The sequence below is a fragment of the Rhodococcus sp. NPDC003318 genome, from assembly GCF_042879035.1.
GTDB lineage: Bacteria > Actinomycetota > Actinomycetes > Mycobacteriales > Mycobacteriaceae > Rhodococcus_G.
In genome coordinates this window covers 762436-776428 of record NZ_JBIAOU010000001.1, presented here as the reverse complement: position 1 = coordinate 776428, position 13993 = coordinate 762436, and the positions used below count along the sequence as shown (strand labels likewise).

Genomic DNA, 13993 nt, shown 5'->3' with positions numbered 1-13993 from the left:
CGGCCTTCATGTCGGGTACCCGCCTACAGTGCGCGCAGGCGCACCGGCAGGCGGTCCTTCGGTACCGGAAGTGTGGAGTTGTCGAGTTCCCACCGGTAGTCCTCGGGCACCGACCACTCGTACCGGAGCAGCAGGTTGTGCATGATCGTCTTGATCTCCATCTGTGCGAAGTAGAGGCCGATGCACTTGTGCACGCCGCCTCCGAACGGCATCCAGGCGTAGCGGTGCACCTTGTCCTCGGCGCGTTCCGTGGTGAACCGGTCCGGATCGAAACGCTCGGGATCGGCCCACAGCGCCGGATTGTGGTGGTTGACCATCCCGATCGCGGCGACGTAGGTGCCCTTGGGGATGTGGTGGCCACAGATCTCGGTGTCCTCCTTGGCCTGTCGGGGGAGCCCGGGCACGGGGGAGTTCAGCCGCAGCGACTCCTTCATGATCCGGTCGAGGATCGTGAACTCGTCGAGGGTGTCGTACGAGATCTCGGGCGGCAGGTTGCGCGACTGCTCACGTGCCCTCTCCTGCCACTGCGGGTACCGGGCCATGTAGTACGCCATCGTCGTCAGGGTGATGGTGGAGGTGTCGTGCGCGGCCATCAGCACGAAGATCATGTGGTTGACCACGTCCTCGTCGGTGAACGTGTGCCCCTCCTCGTCCTGGGCGTGGCACAGCACCGAGAACAGGTCGGGAGTCGCGGTGGCGCGCTTGGCGCGCAGGTGCTCGTGGAAGAAGTCCTCGAGCACCGTGCGTCCGGTGAGCCCGCGCGCCCACCGGGTGCCCGGAATGTTCTTGCGGATGATCGACAGTCCCGCGTTCACGCAGTCGATGAACGCCTTGTTGATCCGGTCCGCCTCGGCGCGCGGCAGGTCCAGTCCGAGGAAGATCTCGAGTGCCAGGTCGAGGGTGATCTGCTTGAACTCGTCGAGCATGCGCACGTCGTCGCCGACGGGAAGGTGCGCGACCCGCTCCGCCAGCATCGGCTGCATGTCCTGCAGGTAGCCCTTGAGATGGGTGTTCCCGAAGGCCTGCTGCATGATTCGACGGTGGTGCAGGTGTTCCTCGAAGTCCATCAGCATGATGCCGCGGCGGAAGAAGGGGCCGATGAGGAATCCCCACGCGGGTTCGTTGGCGAACGCCTTCTGCCGGTTCATCGCGATGGCCTCGCAGCCGTCCGCGTTCAGGGGGATCACGAACTTGAGGCCGAACGAGTTGATGTAGGTGATGTCGCCGTACTGCGCGCGACGCCTGGCGACGGTGTTGATCGGATCGCGGAAGAACCGGAGCACCTCGATCACACCCGGGTCGCCGGTCCCGTGAATCGGTTTGAGGCCACTACCCGCCGGGACGGTGGCCAGTTGCTTGCGACGCATGGAGACTCCTCCGAGATGGTGACGCGGGGTCAGGCGGGGGTGTTGTGCAGTGGACGGGGGTCGACGCCGACGCGGCGCCACGCGTCGCGGGCCCAGGGCAGGTACAGGGCACCGATCGGGAGTCGGTTGAACAGCGGGTTCAGCGCTCGCATTCCGCGCGCGAAACGTTGAAAACGCTTCTCCTTCTTGTCGTCCCATTCCAGTCGGCAGACCTCGCGCATCTGCGGTGGCACCGTGCCGACGACGACCGTGCGGACGAAGGCGTTCAGTGGTGCGGACAGGACCTTCCAGACCGGTGCCGGGATCCGGTGGGGGCCGGGTACTCCCTTGCGGATGTATCCGGTTGCGTACACGATCGTTCTCGTCGGCACGAACCGGTCGAGCATCGCGTCCCAGTACTCGACGAACTCGTCGTAGGTCTGCGGCTGGCTGCGGTCACTGACCCCGTACAGCCGGTACCACGCCTTGCTCTCTTCGAAGATCTGCGCCTTCTCGGCATGGGAGAGACGTCGGATGAAGGTGTCGGTGACGTAGAGCACCTGGTCGACGAAAGTCGCGTGTGCCCAGTAGAACAACTCGGGGTTGAGCGCGTGGTAGCGCGAGCCGTCCGCAACGGTGCCCTTGATCGGCTTGTGGAAATCCCGGACCGTACGCCCCCACCTGTGCGGATCGTCGCTGTAGACGGTCTTCATGATCGGCGGTCCGCTGCGCTTGGCCCGGCCGATCGTGTCCGCGAAGATCACCGAGTGGTCCTCGACCGCCTTGCCCAGTTGTTCGATGCAGTTCTCGGTACCGGCGAGGCGCTGGAAGCCGAGCAGGCCGCGCACGTCGCCGTAGAACTTCCACACCAGCGAGTCCGGGCCCAGCGGCACCGCCGGGTTTGCGGTGTCGTCGTCGACCGGCATCGGCAGTGCCTCGCGGATGCCCTCGTCGAATGCCGGCCGGATCGGCTCGCCGATCGGAGCGTCGCCGACGGACTCGTGGGTGGACCGCATGCGGACTCCTGTCGCCTGGGGGTCGGGACGATGGAACAAAAGTGTTCCTGTGTGTCACAACGTAGCAACGTGGCTCCCCTCACACAAGGCCCGACCGGCGTTCGTCCGGCCGGGCGCGTCGAGGATCGGTTGCGCGGTGCTTCTCGACAGAGGTCACGCGTGGTGTTGCGCCACCACCCAGGCCGCGATCTGGGCGCGATTGGTGAATCCGAGCTTGGTCAGGATGTGCTCGACGTGTCCCTGTGCGGTGCGGATCGAGATCACCAGGCGCTGAGCGATCGCCTTGTTCGTCAGGCCCTCCGCGACCAGCGCGGCGACCTCCCGCTCGCGCGTGGTCAGGTCGGTGCCCGTGCGGGAGCGGGTTGCGGTGTGCTGCTTGCGGGGTCCGGCGCCCGGCTGTTCGCCGAGTGCGTAGTCGACGCCGGTGTCGAGGTCGAGGGCCTCGCCCCGACGGGTGGCCGTGGCGAAGGCGTCCGCGCCGAGCGCCGTCCTGGTCACGTGGATGCAGTCGTCGTGGTGTGCCGCCAGTGTCGGGAAGAGGCCCGGCGCGCTGCCGACGTCGCGGGATAGGCGCTGCGCGGTGCCCATCAGGATCGCGGCGCGCTCGGCGCTGCCCTCGGCACTGACGATCCACGCGAGCGTCTCGATGCCGCTCGCCGCGAGCAGGGGGTCACGACGACTGCGCGCGAGCTGCAGGCATTCCGCGAGCAGGCCCAATGCGCGATCGCGTTCGCCCAGGTGCCACCGGGCGAGCGCCGACCCCCACAGTGCGTGCGACCGGTAGGACGACTCGTCGTACTGCTCGCAGATGGCGAGGACCTCCTCATGGCACTGCAGCGCCCCCCGGTCGTCTCCGGACAGCTCGTTCGCCCAGCCGAGTGAGAGGAGGGCGACGACACGCTCGTACACGTCGCCCGCCGTGTGGAATCCCGAGAGTGCTTCTCCGAAGAACTCGCGTGCGGATGCGAGTTCGCCGCGGAACATCGCGTGCAGGCCCTCGGCGAACCGCAGTCGCGCGAGGGTGAGCACGTCGGTGGTGTCGACCGCGAGTCGCCGGGCCTCGTCCGCGTACAGGTCGCCGGCTTCGGTGGCGGACACGACGTCGTTCATCGAGCAGCCGCGGTACAGGGCCTTGGCCAGCAGTGCCCTGTCCGTCTCCGGCCCGGCGGCGCGGGAGAGCGCTCGATCGAGCCAGAGCGTGCTCTCGGTGATCCGGCCGTGGGCGAACCAGAAGGGTTGCAGTGCCGAGACGAACTCCAGGGCGGCGCCGGAGCGGGGGCCGTCGTCGTCGAGGCACCAGGCGAGCGCTTCGCGCAGGTTCGGCTGTTCCAGGTCGAGCCGGGTGATCCACTCGGGTTGCGTCGGTCCGATCCACGCGGCCTCTGCCTCGAGTGCGAGACGCAGGTACCAATCGCGGTGCCGCCGGCGCAGTTCGGTGGTGTCGCCACTGGCGTCGAGTTTGTCGTTGCCGTATTCGCGCACCGTCTCGAGCATCCGGAAGCGCACCGATCCGCCGGCCTCCTCACGGATCACGACGGACTTGTCGACGAGGGCGGTCAGCAGGTCCAGCAGATCGTCGGGGTGGCCCGGCGCCTGCTGTCCTGGGTCCGCCCCGAGCGGGCTGCCGCACACGTACTCGGCGGCGTCGAGGTCGGCACTGCCCGCGAACACCGACGTCCGAGCCCACATCGCCTGCTCGTCGGCGGTGCACAGGTCGTAGCTCCAGTCGATGCACCACCGGAGCGTCTGTTGGCGGCTCGGGGCACTGCGGTTGCCCTGGGTGAGCAGGGCGTAGCGGTCACGCAGTCGCTCCAGGATCTGGTGCGGCGACATCACCCGTAGTCGCGCGGCCGCCAACTCGATCGGCAGTGGAAGCCCGTCGAGTCGCCGGCAGATTCCCGTCACGTCCGCCGCGTTGTCGGCGGTCAGGGCGAATCCCGGGAGCGCGGCCGCCGCACGTTCGACGAACAGCGCGATCGCGTCGAAGCCGGCCGCGCCCTCGGGCGGCGGAGCACTGTCCGGTCCGGGGACGGCCAGTGGCGGCACGACCAGCACCGCCTCTCCGGAGACGCCGAGGGCCTCACGGCTGGTGGCGAGTACCCGCAGGTCCGGGCTGCTGCGCAGCAACGCCGCGGTCAGTTCGGCGACCGCGAGGACGATGTGCTCGCAGTTGTCCAGCACGAGAAGCGATTTCCGTGACGACAGGTAATCGACGAGGCAGTCGGTGGCCGGCATGCCGCCCTGGCGGCTGAGGCCGAGGGTGTCGGCGACCAGGTCGGCGACGAGCGCGTCGGAGTGCAGATCGGCGAGCTCGATCATCCAGATCCCGTCCGGGAAATCCGTTCTCGCAGCCGTGGCGGTGCGAATCGCCAATCGGGTCTTGCCGACCCCGCCGACTCCGGACAGCGTCACCAGACGCGAGGTCGACAGCGCCGTACGGGCCTCGGAGAGTTCGGCGCGGCGACCGACGAAGCTGCTCAGTTCCTGGGGTATCCGGCCGGTCGGTGCCACGTGTCGCGGTTCCGGCCGGGCCGCGGGCGACCGCCCGGTGGTGAGCGGAACGGGTGATGCGGGCTGGTCGAGCAGGGATGCCGTGCGCAGGGCCATCTCGTCGGTCGGGAGACCGCGGTGGCTCTGGATGCGCCGCAGTTCGTCGGCCAGATCGGTCACCGACGGCCGGTCGGACGGGTCCCGCGCCATGGCGCGCCCGATCAGGCCCGACAGGTCGTCGTCGATGCCCTCCTCGGCCAGATCCGGCGGCGACGACCGGCTGATCCGCAGGAACTGGGCGACGACCTGCTCTCCGCTGCGGCGTTGGAACGCCGCGTGCCCGGTCAGGGCGCAGAAGAGCGTCGCCCCCATGCCGTAGACGTCCGACGCCCGGCCGGGCCGCTCGCCCGCGAGGACCTCCGGCGCGGTGAAGGCCGGAGATCCGACGATCGTACCGGTCGCCGTCATGAAACCGCTTGCGACCCGGGCGATCCCGAAGTCGGTCAGGGCGGGTTCGCCGTAGTCGGTGAGCAGGATGTTCGCCGGCTTGACGTCGAGATGGAGAATGCCGAGCCGGTGGGCGGATTCGATGGCGCCGGCGATCTTGACGCCGAGCCGGAGCGTCTCCTCGGTGGTGAGCGGTCCGTGCCGGTGGATACGGTCCTGGAGCGAGCCCTGCTCGTGGTACGGCATGACCAGGTAGGGGCGTTCGGACTCCGTGGTGCCGACGCGCAGCACCGGCACGATGTTGGGATGCCCGGTCAGTCGGCCCATCGCCCGCTGCTCCCGGACGAAGCGGGCCCGGTTGTCGTCGTCGAGGTCGGAGGTGAGCACCTTCACGGCGACGGTCCGGTCGAGGTCGGTCTCGGTGCAGCGGTAGACGATCCCGAATCCGCCCTCGCCGATCACGCGGGCATCGACGTAGCCTGCCTCCGCCAGCTCGGTGGTGATCCGAGGAGTCGTGTCGCGCTGGGTCTCGAGAGGATCGTGTCCACCCATTCCTCAGGCCTCGTCGGACGTCGTCGTCGGTGTCAGTGACCGGTGTCACTTCCCATCGTCAGTATTGCGGGGTGACGGTGTGCGCCGCAACAGGGTGCGTCGGCCTTCCCGGTGCTCGGTGCGGAACGGGGCGGGGCGGGGTGCGGTGCCGCGCAGCCGGCGCAAAACCGCTGTTCACGGATTTTCTGGACACCTTGATAAACAGGTGTCCAGCCAACTAGGGTCGAGGCGATCGGACCGCAGGCCGGTTGGGCCGCAAGGAGGCATCGGTGGAGTTTGGAATCACGCTGTTCACGAGCGACCGCGGCATCACCCCCGCGGCCGCGGCGCGCGCGGTGGAACGCTACGGCTTCGACGCGTTCTACGTTCCGGAACACACGCACATCCCCGTGCGGCGGGACGCCGCCCATCCGCAGACCGGGGACGAGACCCTGCCCGACGACCGGTACATGCGCACACTCGATCCGTGGGTGGCGCTCGGGACCGCCGCGTCGGTGACGGAGCGGATCCGGCTCGGCACGGCGGTGGCACTGCCGGTCGAGCACGACCCGATCACCCTCGCGAAGACGATCGCATCGCTCGATCACCTGTCCGGGGGACGCGTCACGCTCGGTGTCGGCTACGGGTGGAACCTCGACGAACTCGCCGACCACGGGGTGCCGGCCGGTAAGCGGCGGACGATGCTGCGCGAGTACCTCGAGGGCATGCAGGCGCTCTGGTCGCAGGAGGAGGCGTCCTACGAGGGCGAGTTCCTCAGCTTCGGTCCGAGCTGGGCGTGGCCGAAACCGATCCAGCAGCCCCGTGTTCCGGTCATCGTCGGCGCCGCGGGCAACGAGAAGAACTTCACGTGGATCGCCCGGTCCGCGGACGGGTGGATGACCACCCCGATCGAGCGGGACATCGACGACAACGTGGTGCTGCTGCGCAAGACGTGGGAGGCCGCCGGCCGGGAGGGCTCGCCGCGGATCGTGGTCCTCGACCGCAAGCCGGTGCCCGAAACGCTCTCACGCTGGGAGGATCTCGGTGTCGACGAGGTCGTCTACGGCCTGCCGGACGCCGACGAGGACACCGCGACGGCGTACCTGGAGCGGCTCGCGGGCAAGCTCGACCGCGCGGCGCACTGACGGGTTGGAGCACCCCCGCCGAGAGTGAGGGCCCGTGACGTACTTCGTGACCCGCTACGACTTCCGTGCTCCCGGCTACGCCGCGGACGCGCGGGGTCGGTTGTTCGCGCTGGCGCTCGACCAGGCCGCGTACGTGGACCGGCACGGTCACGCGGCACTGACGTTGTCCGAGCATCACGGTTCCGACGACGGCTACCTGCCGAGTCCGCTGCTGGCGGCGTCCGCGTTCGCGGCCCGGACCACGCGGATACCGATTTCCGTTGCGGCACTGGTGGTGAACCTGTACGAACCGCTGCGGCTCGCCGAGGACATCGCCGTCCTCGACCACCTCAGCGGTGGGCGGGTGACGTACACCGTGGGTCTGGGCTACCGGCCCCAGGAGTACGCGCTGTTCGGGCGGCCCTGGAAGTCGCGTGCCCGGGACCTCGAGGTCGCGATGACGCGGATCTTCGACGCCTGGGGCAGCGGCACGGTGACACCCGCGCCCCTCACCGCGCCGCACCCGGTGATGTTCTACGGCGGCGGTGTCCCCGCGTCCGCAGTCCGGGCGGCTCGACTGGGACTGCACTTCCAGCCCGAGGTCGCGGACCGTGCGTTGAAGCGTCTCTACGTCGACGAGTGCCGGGCACGCGGCCGCGAGCCCGGACTCGTGATGTTGCCGCCGCCCGGACCGGCGACGGTGTTCTGCGCCGACGACCCCGATGCGTTCTGGGCGAAGTACGGCCACCACCTGCTCGCCGATGCCCTCGCGTACCGGGCGTGGATCGGTGACCGCGATTCGCACGTGAAGGACGGCTCGACCACCGTCGACGAACTGCGGTCGGCGGGCGTCTACCAGGTGCACACGCCCGACGAGCTGATCGCCCTGTGTCGATCCGGCGAGATCACCGTCGTCACCAGCCATCCGCTGTGCGGCGGGATGCCGGAGGAGCCGTCGTGGGAGAGCCTGCGGCTGATCAGCGAGACGGTCCTGCCCTCGTGTCGGGAAGGATCTGCCCCGCGAACCGGGGCCGATCCTTCCCGACACTGTCAGCCCTTCGCTGCGGAGATGCCGGCGCGGCGGCCGTAGAAGCTGCCGTCGCCGAGTGAGGTGCCGGACGCGTAGCCGCCGGCGCAGACGCCCGCGGTGCAGCGGCCCGCGGCGAAGAGGCCGGGGATGGGTTCGCCGGAGACGTGCAGGACCTCGGAGTGGATCGTGGTGCGCAGACCGCCCAGGGTGAAGCCGGCGGTGCAGTTGCGCAGGTCCAGCGCGGCGACGGGGGAGCCGATCGGCTTGACCCATTCGGGCTTCTTGCCGAGGACCGGATCCTCACCGTTCGCGGCATGCCGGTTGTACACCTCGACCGTCGCCTGCAGTGTCCCGGTGGGCAGGCCCATGTCGATTTCGAGTTCCTCGACCGTCTCGGCCACCCACTTGGGCTGGAACCGGAAGAACGGTGTCGAACTCGTCGCCGCGCACCCTTCCTCGTAGGCGGCCTCGTCGATGATCAGGTATGCCTGGTTCTCGTTGCGCAGCAAGGTTTCCTGGCCGATCCGACCGGGGTAGGTGTCCTCGTTGACGTACCGCTGGCCGCGGCCGTTGACGAGGATGCCGCGCACCATCAGCTGCGGGTCGCCGAAGAACGCGACCTCGGTGGCGTCCATGTGCGCCAGGTCCGCGCCGAGTGCCTGCGCCATCCGGATGGCCCGGCCGTCGTGTTCCTCGATCGCGGCGCCGGGCCTGCCGATCAGCCGCGGCGCGTACGACTGCACCATCTCCTTGTTGTAGGCGAAGCTGCCCGTCGCGAGCACCACACCGCGACGCGCGCGGATGGCGAGTTCCTTGCCGTACTGCTTGGCGGTGATGCCGACGACGCGGCCGGAGGCGTCCGTCACCAGCCGTTGGACCCGCATGTCGTACTCGGCTCGGACGCCGAGCTGTTCGGCGGTCTCGACGAGCGGCTTCATCAGCATGTAGCCGCCGCCCTTCTCGCCGGTCCGCTTACCGGTCATCTGCGGGATGTGGCCGCGCGGGGCGGGGGTGGCGATCTCCGTGAACGGCGAGGCGTTCTCGCCGCCGGAGTACATCAACCCGTCGTCGAACGGCGTCTCCCAGCCGGGCTGCCCGTAGAAGCTCTCCTTGAACGGAACCCCGTTCTCGACGAGCCAGTTGTAGTGGTCGACGCTGCCGTTGCAGTAGTCGGTGATCTTCTCCTCGTCGGCACCGGGACCGAGGGCGGCCATCATGAAGGCCTTCATGTTCTCGGGGGTGTCGTCGAATCCGAGTGCCTTCTGCAGCGGCGTGCCGCCGCCGAGGTAGATGAACCCGCCGGCCAGGGCCGCCGCGCCACCCCAGCCGCTGGTCCGTTCGAGCACCAGCACCTCGGCGCCGGCTCGGGCGGCTTCGATCGCCGCGCTGACACCGGCGATGCCGTAACCGGCGATCACCACGTCGACCTCGCGGTGCCAGGTCGTGACGGTCTCGGCGGGCTGGGGACGGATGGGGGTGGCCTCGGCCATGGATGATCGGGTCCTTCTCGTCGGTGGATGCCTGCTGTGCGGGTGCCCACAGTGCAGTATTTCGGCTGACCGCCGGCTGCGCGGCGAAATTGCGTTACGGAGTGGAACCGTTTTCGGTCGCGGCCGCCTTCGCGGCCGCACGGGCGGCCTTGGCACGGTCCGCGACGACCGCGATGCGGGAGCTGTTCACCCCGCTCGCGAGGGGCCAGCCGACGTAGTGCGCGAGGAGGATGACGATCTCCTCCAGCTGTTCCTCGGTCAGTTCCTCGTTCTGCAGCGCCGCATTGATCTGCACCTTCGCCAGGTCGGACTGGCCCTGCGCGGTCAGCGCCCCGAGCACCAGCAGCCGGCGATCGCGGATCGTCAGACCCGGCCGGTTCCAGATGTCGCCGAAGAGGTGCTCGACGGTCTGACTGTAGAAGTCGCCGAGGTCGCCCGACGGCATGTCCCAGCCGTACACCGTCTTCATCGTCTTCAGCCCGCGGGCCCGGATCTCACTGATCCCGTTGGTGCCGATCTCACTGATCCCGTTGGTGCCGGTCTCGCCGATCCCGGTGGTGGCGGTGTCGCTGATCGCGTCCTCGCCGATCCGGTTCTGTTCGGTCATGCGTTCTCCTGTACGAATGTCGTGGCGATCTCGCCCGGTCCGACGCCGAGCCCGGAGCCGAGTCCGGCGATGGCGCGGACGGCGAGCGGGAGGTCGATGCCCAGGCGGTCGCCGAGGTCGAGCGCGAGCGACAGGTCCTTCTCACCGAGGTTGCGGGTGTGCGCCAGGATCGGGAACCACGGATCGGACTGCGCGAGCGCATCGGTGCTCTCGCGCAGCATGATTGCGCCGGCGCCGCCGGTGATCGCGTCGGTGTGCCGGACCACCTTGCCCAGTGTCCGGATGTCGAGGCCGGCTGCCTCGGCGAGCCGCTGCGCCTCGGTCGCGGCGGTGAAGGAGATGAAGTGCAGCAGGTTGCGGGCCAGCTTCATGCGTGTGCCGGCGCCGACGCCGCCGGCGTGCACCACCAGTTCGGCGAACCGGCCGAACGGTTCGCGTACCGCCTCGAACGCCTCGTCGCTGCCCCCGACCATGACGGCGAGTCTGCCCTGCTGGGCGCCCATGGCTCCGCCGCTGACGGGGGCGTCGACCAGGTGCACGCCCGCGCCCTCGCAGGTCTTCGCCAGGTCGACGGCGGTGGTGTCGGAGATGGTCGAGTGCACCGCGACCACGGTCCCCGGGCGGGCGGTGGACAGGATGCCGTCCGGCCCGGCGACCACGTCGCGGACCTGGGCGTCGTCGACGACGGTCACCGAGATCACCGACGCCTCGGCGGCGACGGCGGCCGGGGTGGCGGCGGCACGGGCACCGCCGGAGACGAACGGCTCGACCGCCTCGGGTCGGGTGTCGCACACCACCAGGCCACCGGGCCGGTCGAGGAGCCTCGTGGCCATCGGCGCGCCCATGTTCCCGAGCCCGATGTAGCCGACGGTCGGGTGCTGCGAGTCGGGTGCGGTCACGAGCGGTACACCTGCCCGCCGTCGACGTTGAAGATCTGACCGGTGATCCAGCTCGCCTCGTCGGAGAGCAGGAACAGGCACAGGCCGGTGAGGTCCTCGGGGGTTCCCATGCGCTGCAGGGGAATCCGCGCAACCATGTCCTTGACGATGTTGCCGGGGGTGACGGTGCGGGTGGCGTCGGTGTCGATCGGTCCCGGTGCGATCGCGTTGATCCGGATCTTCGACCAGCCCAGTTCGGTGGCGAGCTGTTGCGTGAGGCTGTTGATCCCGGCCTTCGCCAGGCCGTAGTAGTTCGAGTACAGCCATGCCGCGGTGGACGACTGGTTGACGATGGATCCGCCCTTGGCCCGCATGTGGGGAACCACGGCCCGGCACACCTGCAGCGCGCCGTCCATGTTGACGCTCATGAACGTGCGGTAGTAGTCCCAGTCCACGGTCAGCAGCGAGTCGATCTTCATGCCCCCGTAGATCGCGGCGTTGTTCACCAGGTGTTCGATGCTGCCGAACCTGTCGATGGTCGTGTCGGCCAGTTCGTGTGCCGACGCACCGTCCGACACGTCGACCCGCTGGAAGACCGCCGAACCGCCGTCCGCGACGATCTGTTTGGCGACGTGCTCACCGAGTTCGGCGTTGAGATCGGCGACCACCACGTTGGCGCCCTCGGCAGCGAGTGCTCTCGCGTAGCTCTCGCCGATACCCTGCGCCGCACCGGTGACGATGGCGGTGCGTCCGTCGAAACGTCCCATTCCGCTGTCCTGCTTTCTGTGTGCTCGTAGGGGATTCAGGAGGTGGCCGGACCGGCGACGAGCTTGGTCTCGAGGTACTCCTCGAAGCCCGCGACGCCCATCTCGCGGCCGATGCCGGACTGCTTGTAGCCGCCGAACGGTGCGTCGGCGGAGTACCAGAGGCCGCCGTTGACGCCGAGCGTCCCGGTGCGGACCCCCGCGACGACGTGCTCGATGCGGTCGGGGTCGGTGCCCCACACGGCCCCGGACAGCCCGTAGGTCGAATCGTTGGCGATCCTGATCGCGTCCTCGTCACCGTCGTGGGGCAGGACCACCAGGACCGGGCCGAAGATCTCCTCCTGCGCCACCCGCGACGAGTTGTCCAGTCCCGCAATCAGAGTCGGCTCGACGAAGAAGCCGCGATCCCGGTCTCGGGGGCGGCCGCCGCCGGTGACGACGGTGCCGCCCTCCTCGGTCGCCAGTCTCAGGTAGCTCTCGACCCGGTCCCGCTGCTTCGCCGAGATCAGTGGTCCGCACACGGTGCCGGGGTCGGTGGGGTCGCCGACCCGGACGCCGGCCATCGCCTGTGCGGCGGCCGCGACGGCCTCGTCGTACTTCTCGCGCGGCACCAGCAGCCTCGTGCACAGTGCGCAGCCCTGCCCGGCGTGGACCGTCACGGAGAACGCCGCGTAGGAACTGGCGCCGGCCACGTCGGCGTCGTCGAGGACGATGAAGGCGGATTTGCCTCCGAGTTCGAGGAAGACCTTCTTCAGTGACTCCGACGCCGCGGCCATCACGGCGCGTCCGGTGACCGTCGACCCGGTGAAGGTGATCAGGTCCACGCGCGGGTCGCTGCACAACTGGGCGCCGAGGGCGTGATCGGTGGAGGTGACCACGTTGACGACACCGGCCGGGATCTCGGTCTCCTCGGCGATCACCGCGGCGACCAACGCGGCGCACCACGGTGTGTCGGGGGCCGGTTTGAGCACCACCGTGTTGCCCGCGGCGAGCGCGGGACCGAGCTTGGCGAAGTTGATCTGGTGGGGGAAGTTCCACGGCGTGATCGCGCCGACGACTCCGACCGCCTCCCGGAGCAGGCGGCGGTGGGTGGGAACTCCCATCGGGGTGGCGTTTCCGAGATCCTGCTCCCACGAATAGTTTTCGGCGAGATCTGCCCAGTAGCCCAGGTCCTCGATCGGGCCGGCGAGCTGAGGTCCGTGGGTGAGCACGGCCGGTGCGCCGACCTCGGCGATCGTGATCTCGCGCAGTTCCTCGAGGTGTGACTGCAGCGCGTCGCGCAGCTGGCGCAGGCACCGGGCGCGGAAGGCGTGGTCGCGGGACCAGTCGGTGGTGTCGAATGCCCGTCGAGCCGCCGCGATCGCCGCGTCCATGTCCGCTGCGGTGCCGTCCGCGGCGCGGCCGACGATCTCCTCGGTGGCCGGGTTCACGATGTCGAAGGTGCCGCCGGACCCGGGGATCAGTTTTCCGTCGACGAGAAGTGCCGAACTGTCGGCCGGTCGAAGCGTCATGGCGCAAAACCTCTCTGCTGGACAGGTGTCTGGACTATAGTTCGAACAAATGTCAGGCGCAACGGGTTCCGGCCGGTGTCCTCGCCGTGTTCGCCCGTTCGACCGAGCGAAGGGGGTCGTCGTGACACGAGACCGTGCCGTGGTGCCGCGAGAGGGAATCTGTAGTAATGTCTGGACACGTGTCTAGCAGTGTGAGCAGCAGCTTCGAGTCCACCCGTCGGCGCCTGACCCCCAAACAGGCGGAGACCGTCGACCGCCTCTGCGCGGCAGCGGTCGAGGTTCTCCGGCAGGAGGACTTCGCCGGTCTGACCGTCCGGACGGTCGCGGCCCGCGCGGGAGTCGGACCGGCGACGGCGTACACCTACTTCTCGTCGAAGGAGCACCTCGTCGCCGAGGTGTTCTGGCGTCGGCTCTCGCAGTCGCCGCGACCGGAACAGGACGGTCTCGACCGGACGGCTCGGGTGGTGACGGTGCTGCGGGACATCGCGCTGCTGCTCGCCGGCGAGCCGGGACTCTCCGCCGCGGTGACCAATGCGCTGCTCGGAAGCGATCCCGACGTCGAACACCTCAGGGTGCGGATCGGGCTCGAGATCCGGGAACGACTCGAGAACGCACTCGGCGTCGGCCACGACCCGAACGTGCTCGAGACTCTCGAACTTCTGTACGCCGGGGCCTTGCTCCGGGCCGGCATGGGCTACGGCTCCTACGAGAACCTGGCCGATCAACTGGAGCGTTCCGCCACAATAATTCTGGAGTAGT

The 13993-nt window shown here is 69.0% G+C and carries 11 protein-coding genes; 3 read left to right on the top strand and 8 right to left on the bottom strand.

Features of this window, described 5'->3' with window-relative positions:
- Nucleotides 1–23 precede the first annotated feature (23 nt).
- From ACFYVR_RS03425 to ACFYVR_RS03415, 3 genes are all read right to left on the bottom strand, one after another.
- A complete protein-coding gene (locus ACFYVR_RS03425) occupies nucleotides 24–1367 on the bottom strand; it encodes a cytochrome P450 (RefSeq protein ID WP_387469602.1) in 1344 nt (447 codons plus the stop codon).
- A 29-nt stretch (nucleotides 1368–1396) separates the two neighbouring features.
- Entirely contained in the window at nucleotides 1397–2272 is an 876-nt protein-coding gene (locus tag ACFYVR_RS03420; RefSeq protein WP_387470332.1) for an oxygenase MpaB family protein, read from the bottom strand.
- Nucleotides 2273–2515: 243 nt separating this feature from the next.
- On the bottom strand, nucleotides 2516–5851 hold the full coding sequence (locus ACFYVR_RS03415) for a protein kinase (protein WP_387469599.1): 3336 nt from the start codon (nucleotides 5849–5851) through the stop codon (nucleotides 2516–2518).
- A gap of 269 nt (nucleotides 5852–6120) precedes the next feature.
- Here ACFYVR_RS03415 and ACFYVR_RS03410 point away from each other — a divergent pair, with 269 nt between their 5' ends.
- Entirely contained in the window at nucleotides 6121–6975 is an 855-nt protein-coding gene (locus tag ACFYVR_RS03410) for an LLM class F420-dependent oxidoreductase (RefSeq protein WP_387469597.1), read from the top strand.
- A 34-nt stretch (nucleotides 6976–7009) separates the two neighbouring features.
- Nucleotides 7010–8044, top strand: a complete 1035-nt coding sequence (locus ACFYVR_RS03405) for an LLM class flavin-dependent oxidoreductase (protein WP_387469595.1) — start codon at nucleotides 7010–7012, stop codon at nucleotides 8042–8044.
- On the opposite strand, the gene ACFYVR_RS03400 is transcribed toward ACFYVR_RS03405, so the two are convergent.
- The 5 genes from ACFYVR_RS03400 to ACFYVR_RS03380 all read right to left on the bottom strand — a co-directional run bounded on the left by ACFYVR_RS03400 (nucleotide 8005) and on the right by ACFYVR_RS03380 (nucleotide 13234).
- On the bottom strand, nucleotides 8005–9474 hold the full coding sequence (locus tag ACFYVR_RS03400) for an FAD-dependent oxidoreductase (protein ID WP_387469592.1): 1470 nt from the start codon (nucleotides 9472–9474) through the stop codon (nucleotides 8005–8007). The genes ACFYVR_RS03405 and ACFYVR_RS03400 overlap by 40 nt on opposite strands.
- A 94-nt stretch (nucleotides 9475–9568) precedes the next feature.
- A complete protein-coding gene (locus ACFYVR_RS03395; protein WP_387470330.1) occupies nucleotides 9569–9943 on the bottom strand; it encodes a carboxymuconolactone decarboxylase family protein in 375 nt (124 codons plus the stop codon).
- 134 nt (nucleotides 9944–10077) lie between these two features.
- A complete protein-coding gene (locus ACFYVR_RS03390; protein ID WP_387469590.1) occupies nucleotides 10078–10980 on the bottom strand; it encodes an NAD(P)-dependent oxidoreductase in 903 nt (300 codons plus the stop codon).
- On the bottom strand, nucleotides 10977–11726 hold the full coding sequence (locus ACFYVR_RS03385) for an SDR family oxidoreductase (RefSeq protein ID WP_387469588.1): 750 nt from the start codon (nucleotides 11724–11726) through the stop codon (nucleotides 10977–10979). The genes ACFYVR_RS03390 and ACFYVR_RS03385 overlap by 4 nt, the downstream gene beginning before the upstream one ends.
- Before the next feature lie 35 nt (nucleotides 11727–11761).
- Nucleotides 11762–13234: an aldehyde dehydrogenase gene (locus ACFYVR_RS03380; protein WP_387469586.1), complete on the bottom strand. Its 1473-nt coding sequence runs from the start codon at nucleotides 13232–13234 to the stop codon at nucleotides 11762–11764.
- Between the two features lie 167 nt (nucleotides 13235–13401).
- Here ACFYVR_RS03380 and ACFYVR_RS03375 point away from each other — a divergent pair, with 167 nt between their 5' ends.
- Nucleotides 13402–13992 carry a TetR/AcrR family transcriptional regulator gene (locus tag ACFYVR_RS03375; protein WP_387469584.1) on the top strand — a complete coding sequence of 197 codons (591 nt, stop codon included), beginning with the start codon at nucleotides 13402–13404 and terminating at the stop codon, nucleotides 13990–13992.
- Nucleotide 13993 lies beyond the last annotated feature (1 nt).

What these genes read in the sequence shown, in the direction of transcription:
- ACFYVR_RS03425 (WP_387469602.1), bottom strand. Translation starts at nt 1,367, where the DNA reads ATGCGTCGCAAGCAACTGGCCACCGTCCCGGCGGGTAGTGGCCTCAAA.
- ACFYVR_RS03420 (WP_387470332.1), bottom strand. Translation starts at nt 2,272, where the DNA reads ATGCCGGTCGACGACGACACCGCAAACCCGGCGGTGCCGCTGGGCCCG.
- ACFYVR_RS03415 (WP_387469599.1), bottom strand. Translation starts at nt 5,851, where the DNA reads ATGGGTGGACACGATCCTCTCGAGACCCAGCGCGACACGACTCCTCGG.
- ACFYVR_RS03400 (WP_387469592.1), bottom strand. Translation starts at nt 9,474, where the DNA reads ATGGCCGAGGCCACCCCCATCCGTCCCCAGCCCGCCGAGACCGTCACG.
- ACFYVR_RS03395 (WP_387470330.1), bottom strand. Translation starts at nt 9,943, where the DNA reads ATGAAGACGGTGTACGGCTGGGACATGCCGTCGGGCGACCTCGGCGAC.
- ACFYVR_RS03385 (WP_387469588.1), bottom strand. Translation starts at nt 11,726, where the DNA reads ATGGGACGTTTCGACGGACGCACCGCCATCGTCACCGGTGCGGCGCAG.
- ACFYVR_RS03380 (WP_387469586.1), bottom strand. Translation starts at nt 13,234, where the DNA reads ATGACGCTTCGACCGGCCGACAGTTCGGCACTTCTCGTCGACGGAAAA.
- ACFYVR_RS03375 (WP_387469584.1), top strand. Translation starts at nt 13,402, where the DNA reads ATGTCTGGACACGTGTCTAGCAGTGTGAGCAGCAGCTTCGAGTCCACC.